At 68.5% G+C, this 16,314-nt stretch carries 15 protein-coding genes and 1 pseudogene; 10 read left to right on the forward strand and 6 right to left on the reverse strand.

The genetic code is table 11. The features are described 5' to 3' along the window. Window positions 1-196: 196 nt before the first annotated feature. Window positions 197-358: a hypothetical protein gene (locus tag AB0M62_RS29625; protein WP_366077393.1), complete on the reverse strand. Its 162-nt coding sequence runs from the start codon at window positions 356-358 to the stop codon at window positions 197-199. A gap of 339 nt (window positions 359-697) precedes the next feature. Next, window positions 698-1,315, reverse strand: coding sequence for a TetR family transcriptional regulator (locus AB0M62_RS29630; RefSeq protein ID WP_366077394.1), 618 nt, complete (start codon window positions 1,313-1,315; stop codon window positions 698-700). 247 nt (window positions 1,316-1,562) lie between these two features. Between AB0M62_RS29630 and AB0M62_RS29635 the strand changes: the two genes are divergently transcribed. Further along, a complete protein-coding gene (locus tag AB0M62_RS29635) occupies window positions 1,563-4,784 on the forward strand; it encodes a cytochrome P450 (RefSeq protein WP_366077395.1) in 3,222 nt (1,073 codons plus the stop codon). A 132-nt stretch (window positions 4,785-4,916) separates the two neighbouring features. Beyond that, window positions 4,917-5,963, forward strand: a complete 1,047-nt coding sequence (locus AB0M62_RS29640) for a zinc-binding dehydrogenase (RefSeq protein WP_366077396.1) — start codon at window positions 4,917-4,919, stop codon at window positions 5,961-5,963. A 252-nt stretch (window positions 5,964-6,215) separates the two neighbouring features. On the opposite strand, the gene AB0M62_RS29645 is transcribed toward AB0M62_RS29640, so the two are convergent. Continuing rightward, window positions 6,216-6,956, reverse strand: coding sequence for a helix-turn-helix domain-containing protein (locus AB0M62_RS29645; RefSeq protein WP_366077397.1), 741 nt, complete (start codon window positions 6,954-6,956; stop codon window positions 6,216-6,218). A gap of 202 nt (window positions 6,957-7,158) precedes the next feature. On the opposite strand from AB0M62_RS29645, the gene AB0M62_RS29650 reads away from it, so the two are divergent. From AB0M62_RS29650 to AB0M62_RS29680, 7 genes are all read left to right on the forward strand, one after another. Then, window positions 7,159-7,713, forward strand: coding sequence for a 2,4'-dihydroxyacetophenone dioxygenase family protein (locus AB0M62_RS29650; RefSeq protein WP_366077399.1), 555 nt, complete (start codon window positions 7,159-7,161; stop codon window positions 7,711-7,713). A gap of 157 nt (window positions 7,714-7,870) precedes the next feature. Then, the gene (locus AB0M62_RS29655; protein ID WP_366077400.1) at window positions 7,871-8,758 is read left to right on the forward strand and encodes a bile acid:sodium symporter family protein; all 888 of its coding nucleotides are present in this window, start codon (window positions 7,871-7,873) and stop codon (window positions 8,756-8,758) included. 87 nt (window positions 8,759-8,845) lie between these two features. Further along, on the forward strand, window positions 8,846-9,400 hold the full coding sequence (locus tag AB0M62_RS29660) for a 2,4'-dihydroxyacetophenone dioxygenase family protein (protein WP_366077401.1): 555 nt from the start codon (window positions 8,846-8,848) through the stop codon (window positions 9,398-9,400). A 17-nt stretch (window positions 9,401-9,417) separates the two neighbouring features. After that, window positions 9,418-10,632: a CoA transferase gene (locus AB0M62_RS29665; RefSeq protein ID WP_366077402.1), complete on the forward strand. Its 1,215-nt coding sequence runs from the start codon at window positions 9,418-9,420 to the stop codon at window positions 10,630-10,632. Next, window positions 10,619-11,164, forward strand: a complete 546-nt coding sequence (locus tag AB0M62_RS29670) for a MaoC family dehydratase N-terminal domain-containing protein (RefSeq protein WP_366077403.1) — start codon at window positions 10,619-10,621, stop codon at window positions 11,162-11,164. The genes AB0M62_RS29665 and AB0M62_RS29670 overlap by 14 nt, the downstream gene beginning before the upstream one ends. Then, complete coding sequence (locus AB0M62_RS29675) at window positions 11,164-11,610, forward strand: MaoC/PaaZ C-terminal domain-containing protein (RefSeq protein ID WP_366077404.1); 447 nt, start codon at window positions 11,164-11,166, stop codon at window positions 11,608-11,610. The genes AB0M62_RS29670 and AB0M62_RS29675 overlap by 1 nt, the downstream gene beginning before the upstream one ends. Further along, window positions 11,607-13,403, forward strand: coding sequence for an acyclic terpene utilization AtuA family protein (locus AB0M62_RS29680; RefSeq protein WP_366077405.1), 1,797 nt, complete (start codon window positions 11,607-11,609; stop codon window positions 13,401-13,403). Before AB0M62_RS29675 ends, AB0M62_RS29680 begins: the two co-directional genes overlap by 4 nt. Window positions 13,404-13,543: 140 nt before the next feature. Here AB0M62_RS29680 and AB0M62_RS29685 read toward each other — a convergent pair. After that, a pseudogene (locus AB0M62_RS29685) lies at window positions 13,544-13,744 on the reverse strand (hypothetical protein); the annotation flags it as partial. 32 nt (window positions 13,745-13,776) lie between these two features. Continuing rightward, window positions 13,777-14,244, reverse strand: a complete 468-nt coding sequence (locus AB0M62_RS29690) for a MarR family winged helix-turn-helix transcriptional regulator (protein ID WP_366077406.1) — start codon at window positions 14,242-14,244, stop codon at window positions 13,777-13,779. Window positions 14,245-14,339: 95 nt separating this feature from the next. Between AB0M62_RS29690 and AB0M62_RS29695 the strand changes: the two genes are divergently transcribed. After that, the gene (locus AB0M62_RS29695) at window positions 14,340-15,224 is read left to right on the forward strand and encodes a pirin family protein (RefSeq protein ID WP_366077407.1); all 885 of its coding nucleotides are present in this window, start codon (window positions 14,340-14,342) and stop codon (window positions 15,222-15,224) included. A gap of 202 nt (window positions 15,225-15,426) precedes the next feature. Here the strand turns inward: AB0M62_RS29695 and AB0M62_RS29700 are convergent, their stop codons facing one another. Further along, window positions 15,427-16,134, reverse strand: coding sequence for a hypothetical protein (locus AB0M62_RS29700; RefSeq protein WP_366077408.1), 708 nt, complete (start codon window positions 16,132-16,134; stop codon window positions 15,427-15,429). Window positions 16,135-16,314: the final 180 nt, after the last annotated feature.

A 16,314-nucleotide genomic window follows, 5' to 3' on the forward strand; every position in this document is an offset into this window, starting at 1 on the left:
GCCCGCAGCTCCTAATTAGCGGCCGAGTCGTCGTGAGACACCGGGCGGCCAGGTGTTGGGAACCATCGACGGCAACCCTCTGAAAGCCATACCCAGTGTCTCTGGATCTCTGGACCTTACGACTGGCCCGTCCAACCCACACAACAACGTAGGACCCTCTGACACCAACGAGACCGAAGACCCGGTTGAGTGCGCGTCAGTACGGGCGGCCGACGCCCAGTGACATGGAGGCCCAGCCGCCCGGGGAGTGAACGCGTACCGGCGACACCGTGCGCCGGGCTTCGGCTGCTGCCGCGTCCGCGGCCCGGCCGGCCCAGTCCTGCGCAGGGCCGTCGTCCGGAGTGCGAGCGAGCCGCACGGCAGCGTCCATGGCCGATGCCGGACGCTGCGATTCCGGGGACCGTAGGAGACCGGGGACCTGCACACCACCCAGGCGAGCGAACCAGCGGTAAGACTGAGCGCGAGGTGGCGCAGGGCAGGGTGTGCCCGTGGAGCGCGCATGTGGCTCCGCCGACGGTGTCACCATCACCGCCGGCCACGGATCGGTCGCCCGGCCCAGCCGCAGCACACCGCGCATCTGCGGCGGCCGCGTGGAGAAGATCTTTTCGGGATATGACGGGCGCCTCCTCATGCGCGGCAGCCTGCGCCCGCCCGACCACGGGCCGGCCTCAGGCGGCAACGCTTCAGGACCGCGAAATCAATGGCCGGCGCCCCGGCCGGCACCATCGGCGGCGAGTCGGCTCTCCAGACCCGTGATGAGCGTGTCCAGCGCCAGGCGGAAGACGCGGTTCTCGTCACGGCCCGGAGGGGTGAGCCCGTCTTCGCCGACCGTGGGGGGTTTGAGGCTCGACCACTGGTGGAGCGCGCCGTTGAGCTCGGCGGTGAGGACACCGGTGACGACGGCGCACACGAGAGCGGCGATCTGCGGGAGCTCGGACTGCGGCACCCCAGCGGCGTCCAGGATCGCGGCGAGCGCAACCCAGAACGGGTCTTCGGGCTGGATGAAGTCCGCCTGGTGGCTGAACGAGTAGGCCATGAGCTTGGGGTGGCGGTGCGCCAGCGTCCGGAAATCCGTGGCGAGCAGGCGGATGCGCTCCTGCCAGGGAGCGTCCTCGAGCGTCACGGTGCGGAACTGGGTGCCGACCATTCTCGCCACGCCACGCAGCAGGGCGTCCTTGTTCGGAACGTGGTGGTACAGCGACATCGGGTTCGCATCAAGCACGGTCGCGAGTTTGCGCATGGTGAGCGCCTCGACCCCGTCCGCGTCGATGAGCCGCACGGCGGCGGCATAGATCCCGGCCTCGGTCAGAGGCACCGCTCTCTTCCTGGTGCCCCGCGGGGGACTCTTCGCCTTTTCCATACGCGGACGCTATCAGTGTCATACAGCGTATGGAAATGACCTCGGCCACACGTCGGCATGACGATCGTCCGTATGACTCCGGGTTGCGGTCGACTTTCCATACGTCGTATGGTACCAATTCCATACGGCGTATGTTTCTGTGGTGCACCGCGGCATCGACCGGCGCCCTTGCCCATCCCCTCCCTGCCTAAAGGAGCAAGCCATGACCACACAGTCCAAGAACGACCTGCGACCCATCCGGTCTCCGCGCGGGATCCCCTTCCTCGGCCACACGCCGCAGATCCCCAGCACCAACCCGGTGGAGTACTTCGGCGAACTGGCCAAGCGGTTCCCCGAGGGGCTCTACGGCATGGAGATCGCCGGCATCGAGCAGGTCTTCGTCTGGGACCCGGACCTGGTGGCCGAGGTCTGCGACGAGACGCGGTTCTTCAAGCAGATCGACAAGACGCCGCTGGCCCATGTCCGGGACTACGCGGGAGCCGCCCTGTTCACGGCCCACCAGCACGAAGAGGAATGGGGCATGGCGCACCGGGTCCTCCTCCCGGCCTTCAGCCAGCGGGCGATGAAGGGCTACTACGGGCAGATGCTGGAGATCGCCCAGAACCTGGTGGGCAAGTGGGAGCGCAGGGAGGGTCAGCCGGTCAACATCACCGACGACTACACCCGGCTGACCCTGGACACCATCGCGCTGTCCGGGTTCGGCTACCGGTTCGACTCCTTCGACAAGGAGGAGCTGCACCCCTTCCTCAACGCGCTGCTGGAGGCCCTGATCGAGTCGCTGCGGCGCTCGCAGGAGCTGCCGATGATGACCAAGATGCGCAAGGCCGATGACAAGAAGTACCGCGAGAACATCCAGCTGATGCGGGACCTGGTCGAGAGTGTGATCAAGGAGCGTCGTGATGGGAAGGGCACCGGTGAGGATGACCTGCTGGGTCTGATGCTGGAGGCCACCGACCCGGAGACCGGCAAGGGGCTGGAGGACGACAACGTCCGTGACCAGGTGCTGACGTTCCTGATCGCCGGTCACGAGACCACCAGTGGTCTGCTGTCGTTCGCCACGTACTCGCTGATGCGCAACCCGCAGGTGCTGGCCCAGGCCTACGCCGAGGTGGACCGGCTGCTGCCGGGCGACACGGTCCCGGACTACGACACGATCATGCAGATGGACGTGATCCCGCGGATCCTGGAGGAGACCCTGCGCCTGTGGGCTCCCATCCCGATGATCGGCAAGTCCCCGTCGGAGGACACCGTCATCGGCGGCTGCTACGAGCTGAAGAAGGGAGCGCGGGTCAACATTCTCGAGGGCCCGCTGCACACCCACCCCAAGGCGTGGGACCGGCCGCAGGAGTTCGACATCGAGCGGTGGCTGCCGGAGAACCGGGTCAACCACCACCCGCACGCCTACAAGCCGTTCGGTAACGGCGTGCGTGCCTGCATTGGCCGGCAGTTCGCGCTCACCGAGGCCCGTCTGGCCCTCGCGCTGGTGCTGCAGAAGTTCAAGTTCGCCGACACCGACGACTACAAGATGGACGTCAAGGAGGCGCTGACGCGCAAGCCCGGCGGCTTCGAGCTGAAGGTGCGGGCCCGTCGGGAGCACGAGCGGACCGTGTTCGGCGCATTGGACCTGCAGACGGACGACACGCGGGCGCAGGCCGCGGTCAGTGGTGTCGGTGTGAACCTGACCGTCGCCTACGGCTCCAGCCTGGGCAGCTGTGAGGACCTGGCGCGCACTATCGCCGACCGCAGCGAGCGCTCCGGGTTCGGCACCACCTTGGTCGGCCTGGACGAGCTGGGCGACAACCTGCCCACCGAGGGCCTGCTCGTGGTGGTGGCCTCCAGCTACAACGGCAAGGCCCCGGACAACGCGCAGCGTTTCGACGACCTGCTCGCCGCCGGCCTGCCGGAGGGCTCGCTGAAGGACGTGCGGTTCGCGCTGCTGGGTGCCGGCAACACCCAGTGGGTGGCCACCTACCAGGGCTTCCCCAAGCGGATTGAGGCAGGCCTGCTGGCCGCCGGCGCCACCCCCGTCATCGAGCGCGGCATCGCGGATGCCGCCGGTGACTTCGACGGCATGGCCTCCCGCTGGATGGACACCCTGTGGACCACCCTGGCCGAGGAGTACGCCGCCGACACCTCCCAGGCCAGCGGCCCGCGCTACCAGGTGCAGCTGCTGACCGAGGCCGACGTGCGCCCCGCGATCGTCTCCGAGCAGGCCTACTCGCTGACCGTCGTCGCCAACGAGGAACTCGTCAGCGACGCGACCGGGCTGTGGGACTTCAGCATCGAGCCGCCGCGTCCGGCCGCGAAGTCCATCACCATCGAGCTCCCCGAGGGTGTCACCTACGACACCGGCAACCACCTGGCCGTCTTCGCCAAGAACGAGCCCGCGCTGGTCAACCGCGCCCTCGCGGGGCTCGGCGTCGACCGCGACCAGGTGCTCCGGCTCGACCAGCCCGCCGGCGGCCGCACGCACCTGCCGGTCGGCGTCCCCGTGACCGCAGGCCTGCTGCTCACCGAGTTCCTGGAGCTGCAGGACGTGGCCACCCGCTCCCAGATCCAGACGCTGGCCGAGCACACCGAGTGCCCGTGGACCCGGCCGCAGCTGCAGGCCTACACGGCCGACACCGCCGAATCCGAGGAGCGCTACCAGACTGAGGTCCTGGGCAAGCGTGTCTCCGTGCTGGGCCTGCTGGAGCGCTTCCCGGCGGTCGAGCTGCCGCTGGCGGTCTTCCTGGACATGATGGGGCCGATCCGCCCGCGGTTCTACTCCATCTCCTCCGCCCCGCTGGCCAACCCGCGCCACGTGCGCCTGACCGTGGGCCTGCTGGAAGGCCCGGCCCTGTCCGGCGACGGCCAGTACCGCGGCACCTGCTCGTCCTACATCGCAGGCCTCGAGCCCGGAGACGTCTTCTACGGCTACGTGCGGGTGCCCTCCCCGACCTTCGCGCCGCCGGCCGACCCGGCCACGCCGCTGGTCCTCATCGGCCCGGGCACCGGCATCGCCCCGCTGCGCGGATTCCTGGAGGAGCGCGCCTCGCAGCAGGAGAACGGCATCGAGGTGGGCCTGTCCCAGGTCTTCGTCGGCTGCCGCCACCCGGAGCACGACTACTTCTACCGGCAGGAGATGCAGGCCTGGGAGCAGTCCGGGATCGCCCAGGTGCACACCGCCTACTCCGCGGTGACCGGCCACCCGGCCCGGTTCGTGCAGAACGCCATCGCCAATGCCGCCGACACCGTGTGGCAGGCCATCGAAGACGGCGCGTACATCTACGTCTGCGGTGACGGCCGCCGCATGGCGCCCGCCGTCCGCGAGGCCCTCGCGGCGATCTACCGCGAGCGGACCGGCAGCGACGACGAGGCCGCCCAGCAGTGGCTCGCCCAGCTGGAAGCCGACGAGCGCTACCAGCAGGACGTCTTCGCCTGACCCCCAGACGCCGGGAGGCGTGCGGCGGTCCTGACACCCCGCACCCTCCCGGCCACCACTCACCCACAAGGCACCACACGGCACCCATCGGCCCGAACCGCCGGGAGTGCCGCTCACAGAAAGCAGAGCACCATGGACACCATGCTCGCCGGACGCTTCCACCTGGACAGCAAGAAGTTCGCCGTGGAGGAGGTCCCCGTCCCCGTACCCGGCCCCGGCGAGGTACTTGTCGAGGTCAAGGCCGCCGGCGTCTGCCTGTCGGACGTCCACCTGCTCGACGGCTCCCTCATCCCGCTGTTCGCCACCTCCGACACGGTCACCGTCGGCCACGAGGTCGCGGGTGTGATCCACACCCTCGGTCCCGACCTCAAGCGCGGCCTGAGTGTCGGCACCCGCGTCACTCTGGAGGCCGGCAAGACCTGCGGCCAGTGCGCCGGCTGCGTGCGCAGCCGCCCCTGCACCCAGATGCTCACCGCCGGCATCGACTACGACGGCGGCTGGGCCCAGTACACCATCGCCCGCGAGGACACCCTCATCCCCATCCCCGACAACCTCCCCTTCGACCAAGCCGCGATCATCCCCGACGCGGTCTCCACCCCCTACGCCGCCGTCGTCACCACCGCCGGGGTGCGCCCCGCACAGTCCGTCGGCATCTGGGGCGTGGGCGGAGTCGGCGCCCACAACGTCCGCATCGCCCGCCTGGCCGGCGCCGCGCCGATCATCGCCGTCGACCCGCTGCCCGGCGCCCGGGAGCGTGCCCTGGCCTTCGGTGCGGACTTCGCCCTCGACCCGGCTGCCGACGACTTCGCCGACCAGGTCCGCGCGGCCACCGCCGGACGAGGCCTGGACTTCGCCTTCGACTGCGCCGGCGTGCCCGCCGTCCGCGAGCAGGCCGCCGCCGCACTCGGCCTGGGCGGAGTCCTCATCCTGGTCGGCATCAGCCCCAGGCCCCTCACCATCACCGAGGGCCTGACCTTCAACTACATGATGAAGCAGGTGCGCGGCCACTACGGCGGCAGCCCCGAGTCCGTCACCGAGCTGGTCCGGCTGGCCGAGGTCGGCCGTCTCGACCTGGCCCCCTCCATCACCGACCACATCCCGCTGGCCGAGGCCGCCGACGCGGTCAACCGGCTGGAGAACAAGATCGGCGACCCGATCCGCCTCATCCTCGTCCCCTAATAACTGAACAGAAAGTTCATCAAGACCACCTCGGGCAGGGGTGAGTGAGTGGGCGCCGGTGCTTGAGGGAGCACCGGCGCCCACGGTCTTGTGTGGACGGTCAAGTTCACAAGGGTCTTGGTGCGCGCGGAGCCGACGGGGGTGTTGGCCGCGCGGATGAGGGTGCGGCGGGCGGCGTACCCGAAGCGGTGGGCGGGCACGAAGAAGGGCCGCATGCGTCGCGACAGCCGGGCCGCTCGCCGGCGCGGGGGATCAGGCGTGGTTGAGCCCGTACCGGGGGCCGAGAACGGCGACTGCCTTCTTGAGCTCCTCGCCGACGTCGTCGAGACGATCCGCTTCTGCGGGGTCGACGGCTGCGCTGATCGCCGCTATCGGACTGCCGTCGGATGCCAGCAGGGGCGTGGCCACGGCAAAGGCGTCCTTGAACGTGACTCCGCGGTTGAAGGCGAGTCGGCGGGAGCGGATCTCGGGGAGCTCGGCGAGGAACTGCCGGACCTCTCCTGCCTGTTCCGCACCGGCCAGCTCCAGGAGCCGGTACATCTCCTCGTCGGGGACGCTGGCGAGCAGAGTCTTGCCGGCAGCGGTCGTGCAGAGGGGGCGACGGGCGTGGGTGCGCGCGACGAAAGTCAGACCGGGCGACTCCTGACCGGCATGGTCGGCGTAGACGAGGGCGTCGCCGACGCGCACCCCGACGAGGACGGTGCAGCGGAGGACCTCGCTCAAGTCGGCCAGGAACTGGTGATCGAGAGACAACGCGGCCAGCTTGTTCGCGCGAGCGGCGAGGATGAAGGGCCCTGGTCCGAGATGGAACCGGCGGTCGTCCTCGATGAGGTAGCCGCGGGCGAGAAGTCCGTTGGTCAGCTCCTGAACGGAGCTCTTCGCCGCGTCCAGGGCGGCTGCCAGCTCGGCCAGCGTCACTCCCCGCGGGCTCATGGCCACGGCTTCGAGGATCCCGATCACTCGGTCGACCGTGCGATGCGGGCGGACGGGCATGCGGCTGATGCTAGCACCGCGCTGTCCGCCAAAAGTCCGGTGCACGAGTCTTGTCAGGGAGGCGCGGGTCACCGTAGCGTCCCAGCCATCCGGAAATCCGGTTTGCTATACGTAAATACGTACGCCCCTATGCACCTCTACGCACCACCTCGCATGTCACATGTCCCGGAAGGTCAGCACTCGCAACGAAAGGCCCGAAAACATGACCGCAATTGTCTCTCCCGGCGTGGCCACCACCCGCAGTGGCGCCCCGCTGCCGCTGGTCTCTCTGCCGCAGGGTGAGCTTCTGACCGTCAACGTCGATCAGATTCCGATGTTCAAGGATCTTGTCGGCCCCGGCATTCACATCCAGACGCTGCGCCTGGACCCCGAGCGCGGAGATTGGGTTTTCCTGTCCACCTTGGCACCCGGCGTCGAGCTGCCGGTCCACTACCACACCGGTTCGGCTCAGGTGTGGACGATCCAGGGCCGCTGGCTGTACCACGAGTACCCCGACCAGCCGCAGACGGCGGGCTCTTACCTGTACGAGCCCGGCGGCTCGGTGCACACGTTCTACTGCCCGGAGGACAACACCGAGGACACCGTTGCCCTGGCCTGGATCGAGGGTGCGCAGGTCAGCTTCAACGAGGACGGCACCTTCCACTCGGTCATGGACGCGGTGACCCTCCAGCACCTGACCGAGACCGCGGCGGCGGCGCAGGGCACCGGACCGGTCGGCTACATCCACGGCGGCGCCGCCGGCGTGATCAAGTCCTGATCGGCAGGGGAGCAGCCGTGCGACCGGCGTTCGACGGCATCCGGGTCCTCGGACCGGGCCAGATCTACAACGGCTCCTCCTGCGGGCTCCCGCTCGAGTGACCCAACCGTCCCGCCGGGACCGCCCCCGAGTTGGCCCATCCCGATAGGAGCCATCCATGGCGTCACTCGTGTTCACCGTCCTTCTGCCGCTCACTCTCGGGCTGGTGATGTTCGGCCTGGGACTGACGTTGACCGTCGCCGACTTCGCCCGGGTACTGAAGTACCCGAAAGCCGCGGCCGTGGCCTTGGCCTGCCAGATCGTGCTGCTCCCCGCGGTCTGTTTCGGTCTGGTTCTCGCGTTTCAGCTGCAGGGCGCGCTGGCGGTGGGCGTGATGCTCCTGGCGGCCTCCCCGGGCGGCATCACAGCAAACCTGTTCAGCCATCTCGCCGGTGGCGATGTCGCGCTGAACATCACGCTGACCGCGATCAACTCCCTGCTGGCCGCGTTCACGCTACCGGTCGTCGTCGCGCTGGCGACGTTGAAGTTCCTGGGAGACGAGGCCTCGATCGGTCTGCAGTTGGGGAAGTTCGTCCAGGTGCTTGCCATCGTGCTGATCCCGGTTGCCATCGGGGTCTGGACAAGCCATCGGTTCAGCGCCTGGGCAGACCGGATGCGTCAACCTGTCAAGATCGCCTCGGTGTTGGTGCTGGCGCTGGTGACCCTAGGCGCCCTCGCGCAATCCTTCGACGTCCTCACAGCGAACATGGGCAGACTCGGCGGAATCGCCCTGTTGCTCTGCACGCTGAGCTTGACGACCGGCTACGTCGTGCCCCGTCTCTTCCGCGTCAGCCGCCGCCAGTCGATCGCCTCGGCGATGGAGATCGGCCTCCACAACGCCACGCTGGCCATCATTGTCAGCGTCTCGGTGATCGGCGACGAGGTGATGGCCGTCCCCGCGGCTGTCTACGGAGTATTGATGTTCGTGCCGGCGGGCCTCGCCGCCTACCTGTTCTCCCGGCGCGCCGAGCCGCTCGTTGCGCCGGCTCCGGTACAGGAAGGGTAGTCCGGCTCTCGCCGAAACCTGACAGCGCTGTCCATGTCCGATGCCCTCACATCGACCCAATGCCCTCACATTGAAAGGACCGATCCAATGACCGCACCCGTCTCTCCCGGCGTGGCCACCACCCGCAGCGGCGCCCCGCTGCCGCTCGTCTCCCTGCCGCAGGGTGAGCTTCTGACCGTCAACATCGACCAGATCCCGCTGCTCAAGGACGCTATCGCCCCTGGCGTTCACATCCAGCCGCTGCGCCTGGACCCCGAGCGCGGCGAGTGGGTCGTCCTGGGCACCCTGGCGCCCGGTAGCGAGCTGCCCCTGCACTACCACACCGGTCCCGTTCAGGTGTGGACCATCCAAGGTCGCTGGACGTACCGCGAGTACCCCGACCAGGTGCAGACGGCGGGCTCCTACCTTTACGAGCCCGGCGGCTCGGTGCACACGTTCTACTGCCCGGAGGACAACACCGAGGACACCATCGCCCTGGCCTGGATCGAGGGCGCGGCAGTCAACTTCAACGAGGACGGCACCTTCCACTCGGCCCTGGACGCGGTTTCCGCTCAGTACCGGACCGAGACCGTGTCGGCGGCGCAGGGCACCGGACCGATCCCCTACATCCACGGCGGCGCCGCAGGCGTCATCAAGTCCTGATCGGCAGGTGAGCAGCCATGCGACCGGCGTTCGACGGCATCCGGGTCCTGGAACTGGGCCAGATCTACAACGGCCCCTACTGCGGGCTCCTGCTCGCACAACTGGGCGCCGACGTCATCAAGGTCGAGCCACCCGGCGGTGAGCCACTGCGCTTCCGCTCGCACGAGCCGATCGAGTCCCACGAGTTCGTGATGCTCAACTCCCACAAGCGGAGTGTGGTGCTCGACCTGAAGACCGACGCCGGTCGCCAGGCGCTGCTCGACCTGGTCGAGACCGCCGACGTACTCATCGAGAACTACGCGCCGGGCACGATGGAGCGCCTCCAGCTCAGCCCGGCGCGGCTCCTCGAACACAACCCGCGTCTGGTCGTGGCCTCCGGCAAGGGCTACGGGTCCACCGGCCCCTACGCCCACATGTCGGCCATGGACATCACCGTGCAGGCGATGTCCGGCAGCGCCTCGGCCACCGGGGATCCCGACGGGCCGCCCACCAAGGCCGGCGCCGCGTTCGTCGACTTCTCCGGCGGCATCCACCTGTTCGGGGCGATCAGCGCGGCCCTGTTCCAGCGCGAGCGCACGGGACGGGGGCAGATCGTCGAGGTCTCGATGCACGACACCATCTACCCGATGCTCGCATCCAGCCTGGGCGGCCTGCACAACAACCCCGGCCGAGAGCTCCCCGAGCGCACCGGGAACCGGCATACGGGCATGGCGATCGCGCCGTACAACATCTACGAGGCGAGCGACGGATGGCTGGCGATCATCTGCATCGCCGAGCGGCACTGGCGCGGCGTGGCAACCGCACTGGGCCGGCCCGAACTGATCGACGACCCCAGGTTCAGCACGCAGAAGGACCGGGTCGCCAACATCGATGCGGTCGACGAGCAGATCTCTTCCCGCACCAGGACCCGGACGCGTGCCGAGCTGGTGCGGGACCTGCAGGCCGCCGGTGTGCCCTGCGCGCCGGTCAAGTCGATCCGCGAGGTCGACTCCGACGAGCACCTGATCCAGCGCGGCATGATCCAGTACGTCGAGCACCCGGCCAGGGGCCGGGTGCCGGTTGCGGGATGCCCTCTGAGGCTCAGCGACACGCCGGTGGGCCCGCTGCGGGCCGCCCCGCCGCTGGGCGAGTCGACGCGGGAGGTTCTCGCGGAGCTCGCCGGCCACGCGGACGCGGCCGGCGAACCCGGCACCCAGATCAATGGTGAGGATCCCAAGCATGCTCACACCTGAACCCGGTACTCCGCTGGCGGAGTACTACGACCAGACCCAGTCGCGGACCGGAGCCGTCCTCTCGCGCCGGAGCCTCGGCACGTTGGACGCGGTGAGCATCGGCAGGTACGCACTGACCATCGGCGCCGCGGACCCGATCCACTACGACGCCGCGGCCGCACGTTCGGCCGGGTACGCGGATGTCGTGGCGCCACCGAACATGCTCGCCGCGATCGTGGAGTGGGGCATCGGCACCCCCGAGGCCCAGCTCCAGCCCGACGGGACACCCCTCGGCGGTGACACACCCCTCGGTGACGGCGACCTCGGTCTGCGCGTGATGGGGGCCGGCGAGGAGATGGAGTTGGTCAGTCCCGTGACCGCGGGCACGGAAGTCATGCTCGAAACCACCCTCGAGGCGGTCACTCCCAAGCAGACCCGCGTCGGCGACTGCGTGTTCGTCACCACCCTCCACACGTTCACGTCCGCCCAGGGTGCCGTCCTCAACCGCAACCGGCGCACCGTCGTGCTGCGCAACCCCTTGCAGGAGTCGTAGTGTCCATCAACTACCAGGTCGGGGACACACTCCCACGGCTCAAGCACACGGCCACGACCTTTCAGCTGTTCCGCTACAGCGCGGTCACCTGGAACCCCCACCGCATCCACTTCGACGAGCCCTACGCACGCGAGGAGGGCCACGGCGGTCTTGTGGTGCACTCCCACCTGCGGGCGGCGCTTGCCCTGCGCTGCGTCACCGAGGCTCTCGGCCCCAAGTGGCGCGTGACGAAGGTCGCCTACCGCCTGCGCAAGCCCGTCTGTGCGCCCGCCAACCTCGCCTACACCGCGCGGGTGACCCACATCGAGGGCGACAGCATGACCCTCGAACTGGCCGAGGAACACCCCTCCGGCGAGGTGGGGTTCGAAGGGACGGTACGGGTCAGCAGGGCCGAGGGAGAGATCGGCGGCGGTCTTCGCTCCTCTACACCGGAAGAGTTGGCATGACGTCAGCATCAGAACGGGGCCGGCGCCCCCTCCGCGTCGGGAACTGCTCCGGCTTCTACGGCGACCGAGCCTCGGCCATGGCCGACATGGCCCGAGCGGGCGGCATCGACGTCCTCACCGGTGACTACCTCGCCGAGGTCACGATGCTGATCCTCGGCAAGGCGCGCGCCAAGAACAGCACGAAGGGCTTTGCGACCACCTTCCTGCAGCACCTCGACGCGGCGCTCGAGCACCTCGTCGCCAACCGGATCAGGCTCGTCGTCAACGCCGGAGGACTCAACCCCGCCGGGCTGGCCGCCGCGACGCGTGAACTGATCGCACGCCACGGTCACGGCCTACGGGTCTCCCACATCGAAGGCGACGACGTCTTCGGCAGCCTCGACGGTCTGCGGCAAGCGGGCCATTGCCTACCGCACCTGACGAGTGGTCAGCCGTTGTCGGACTGGCCGCACCAGCCGCTGACGGCCAACGCCTACCTCGGCGGCTTCGGCATCGCGCGCGCCCTCCACGACGGCGCCGACATCGTCGTCACCGGCCGCGTCACCGACGCATCCCTGGTCGTAGGTCCCGCCGCCTGGTGGTGGGGTTGGACGCCTGACGACCACGACGCCCTTGCCGGCGCGGTCGCCGCCGGACACGTCATCGAGTGCGGGCCTCAGGCGACCGGCGGCAACTTCTCCGGATTCCGGTCCGTCCCCGACCTCGTGGAGCCGGGGTTCCCGATCGCCGAGATCGCCGCCGACGGCTCCTCGGTGATCACCAAGAACCCGGGCACCGGCGGCGTGGTCACCCAGGACACGGTCACCGCCCAACTGCTCTACGAGATCGGTGAACCCGCCTATCTCAACCCCGACGTGACCGCCCACCTGGACACCGCGACGCTGACAGACCTCGGCGAGGACCGCGTCGGGATCCGCGGCGTGCGAGGCTCGGCGCCGTCCAGGACGACCAAGGTCGCCGTCACAGGGGTGGGAGGCTGGGTGAACAGCGCGATCCTCGCGCTCACCGGCGCGGACCTCGACGCGAAGGCCGCCCTCGTGGAGCGATTCGTCCACCGCTACGCCGAGGCCGCCCGCGGGCTCGACACGGTAACCGTCGAGCGCATCGGGCGGGCCCAGCCCGATCCCGACACCCAGAACGCGGGAACCGAGTTGCTCAGGATCACCGTGCAGGGGACGCAGCAGGCCGCCGGGCGCGCCTTCTCGTCGCGCGTGGTCGAGCTGGCCCTGTCCAGCTATCCCGGGCTGTACTCCCTCGGCCCTCCGCAACCGGGGACCGCATTCGGTGTCTACTGGCCCGCACTGCTCGACCAGCGGATGCTCCAGCACACGGTCCACCACTACGACGGCACGACCGAGATCATGGCTCCCGGCACCCCGAACGGAGCCGGTGGCGAGGTGATGCCGCAGGCCGAGCCGGCGCTCGCGCCATCGGTGTCTGCGCCGCGGGCAGACGAACTCGTCGTCGCCCCACTCGGTGAGATCGTGCACGCCCGCTCCGGCGACAAGGGCGGCGACGCGAATCTCGGCGTCTGGGTACGCGACCGTGCGGCATGGGACTGGCTCAGGTCCACCCTCACCGTCGACGAACTGCGACGCCTTCTTCCCGAAACACGCGCACTGGAGATCTCGCGCCACGAGCTCCCCAACCTGGGCGCGGTCAACTTCCTCGTCCGAGGACTGCTCGGGACCGGCGCCACCTCGACACTGCGGCTGGACTCGCAAGCCAAAGCACTCGGCGAATGGCTGCGCTCACGGAGCATCAAGGTGCCGCGGGCTCTGGTGCGATCCTGACGACGCCATGACCCACGACAGGCCTCACATTTGGATGGGCACGGCACGCCTGGTCATGGACCAGGCGTGCCGTGCCGAGGTAGTTGGCAGGGTGGTCCACCGCTGGAGTGTTCCGGTCAGTTCGCTGAGCATCAGTCCCGTCATAACCGCGCACACGGTGGCGGCGACGCGCGGGATCTCCGAGGCCGGCAGCTTGGCGGCGGCCAGTAGGGGGCGAGGACGCGGTGGCGATCGGTGTGGGCTGGGCGTCCGGCGGCGGTGTTGACGTACTCGGCGAGCTTGAGCGCGCTGCGGATCAGGTCGCGAACGGCTGCGAGCACGGCGGGCGTATTGCGGGTCCTGCCCGCCCGGCAGCGCGTAATCCGTTGCAGAGTCAGCCGCCGACAGCCGGGTGATCCGTGTGCAGATGGTCAAGGATGGCGCTGGAGATCTCGGCGAGATGGTCGATCTGCTCTGCTGTGAGACGGTCGATGACCAGGCGCCGCACCTCCTGGGCATGGCTGGGGGCTGCTTCTTCCAAGGCTGTGCGTCCTTCTGGCGTGAGCGCCGCATACATGGCGCGTGACGCGCCGCTCTGGCGCTCCACCAGGCCGCGCTTGCACATGCGGGTGAGCTGGTGGTGGAGGCGGCTCTTCTCCCAGCCCAGCTCATCGCTGAGCTCATAGGCACGCAAGCGCCCGCCCGGGGCTTCCGACAGGGCGACGAGCACCGTGTAATCGGCGTTTGACAGGCCGCTGCCCGCCTGGAGCTGCTGCTCGATACGTGACCGCAGAACCTCTTGCATCTGGCAGAACGCCCGCCAGGCGCGCAGCTCGCGCTCGCTCAATCCCTGCCGCTCCATGTCCCCCATCATAACTTCGAGTTGACATGTCAACGCGACTGGATAATCTTGAGGTGACACGTCAACTCGGCGGTGGTTCGGAAGGGATGTAGGTCATGGAAGTCCTGCAAGGCGCAGCGGAACGGAGCGTCGTCCGCGTCGAGAGAAAGATGCACTTCGGACCGGACACGCAGGTCGACGACAGGAACGTGATCATCACTCCCATGCGGCCGGAACTCACGGATCCGTTCCTGCTGCTGAGCGAGGACTGGTTCTCCTCACCGGGCTTCGAATGGCATCCCCACCGCGGTGTCGAGACGGTCACACTGGTCCTCGACGGCGTCCTGGAGCACGGCGACAGCATGGGTCATGTTGGCGCGCTGACCACTGGAGACGTGCAGTGGATGACCGCAGGGCGCGGAATCATCCACCGCGAGCTCGCCTTCCGCAATGAACGGGCGCACATCCTGCAGCTGTGGGTGAACCTGCCGCGCGAGATGAAGATGGTCGACACCCGTTACCAGGACCTGCTGGCCGACCGTCGACCCGTCATCGAGACGGACGGCGCCCGCGTCGACCTCATTTCGGGCGAGGCCGACGGCGTCCAAGGCCCCGCACTGAACAACTGGCCCATCTCCGGAGCGGTGATCACCCTTGAGCCCGGCCGACGCCTGGATCATCTACTGCCCGGCAGGGATCGTGCCTTCCTCTACGTCCTGTCCGGCAGGGTGACGGTCGCCGGGCGTCCCGTGCGCGCAGGGGAGATCGCCTGGTCTGACCCCCTTCCCCAGGCTTCGCTCTCCACCATCACGCTTGAGACCGCCGACGGCGACGAGCACAGCGTGGTCATGGTCTACAGCGGTGAGCCGATCGGTCAGCCCGTCGCGATGGGGGGCCCGTTCGTGATGAACAGCGCGAGCGAAATCGAGCAGGCCTTCCACGACTTCCACAGCGGCGGGTTCGGCGACATCCCGAACCAGGCCCGCCTGCAGTTCCGCTGACATCGAGGCACCCGGCACCCCCGTCTTCCCAGACCGTGTGCCCGCAGGCCCGGCGCGGCACGCACACTCCGGGGTCTTCACCTCTGGCTCCAGCCCAAGATAAGGAGAACCTCGGAACCCGCGCATCGCCGGCTCGGATGCCGGCTTCGGCGGCGGGCGGGTGCCGACACGGTGTGGCCGAGCTCAGCACCATCCTCACGACCTACAGGTCCGTATCGGCGTTGCCCTCGTCGTTGGAAGAGGCTCGCCGCTTGGTCTCGCCCTTGGCGGAAGCGCCCTTCTCCTGCCCCTCCAACAGCTCCAGGAGCGCAGCGTCTGCCTTTCTCCGGTCTTCCTTCGTCAGTTCGAGAGGGGCGTTGTTGCAGACGGTGTACCGGTCGGGATGAATGATGTTGTTGGTCCTCAAGGTGAACGTCAGAAGCGAGCGCCACCCCTTGCGGTGGCCAACCCTCACTTGGATTCGGACCTTGTAGTCACGGGCCTTCGGAACCAACCCAGAAAACGGTGCCTCGAACTCGATGAAGAGTTGTTGCGCTTGTCTGCCGGCCACAACGAATCCGGTCGGCAACTCCGGTTCCTCGTCCGGCCCGGGTTGGAGACGGGATGGCGAAGACGTCCACAGGAGTGGCAGATGAGAGGCGGGCTCATCGGGGAAGGTCAGCCTGAGATCCTGCACGACTATCGGCTTGGCACCGGTGTTGTGAAGGACGAGCGGAAGCCGCAGGCGAACCACGGAGCCGTGGACAATCGCCGCAAAGGAATGAGGCTGCCACGACCTCAGGCATCCCTGTCTGGCGTTGAGCCACCAGAACGAGGCGATGGTGAAGAGCAATGCGCAGATCGACAGGAAGCCCGCACCAGAAATCGATGAGGACGCATTCTGATCGGCAACGGCCATCAGCGAAAGCACAAATTCACCTCAGGGTGGGCACGCTATCAGGACTCGGTGAGGCGGGGACCTCGAGCGCCCCGGCCTCTTGATGAGTGGCAGCTGGGCCGACTTCATCCTTCGGCGAGGAATACATCTCCTGCCGTCGCGAGGGTGCCCGGCCGTCAGCAGCAGGCGAAGCCACCACTGACGGCCGGGAGC

It is taken from the genome of Streptomyces sp. NPDC051219, assembly GCF_040682335.1.
Classification (GTDB): Bacteria; Actinomycetota; Actinomycetes; order Streptomycetales; family Streptomycetaceae; genus Streptomyces.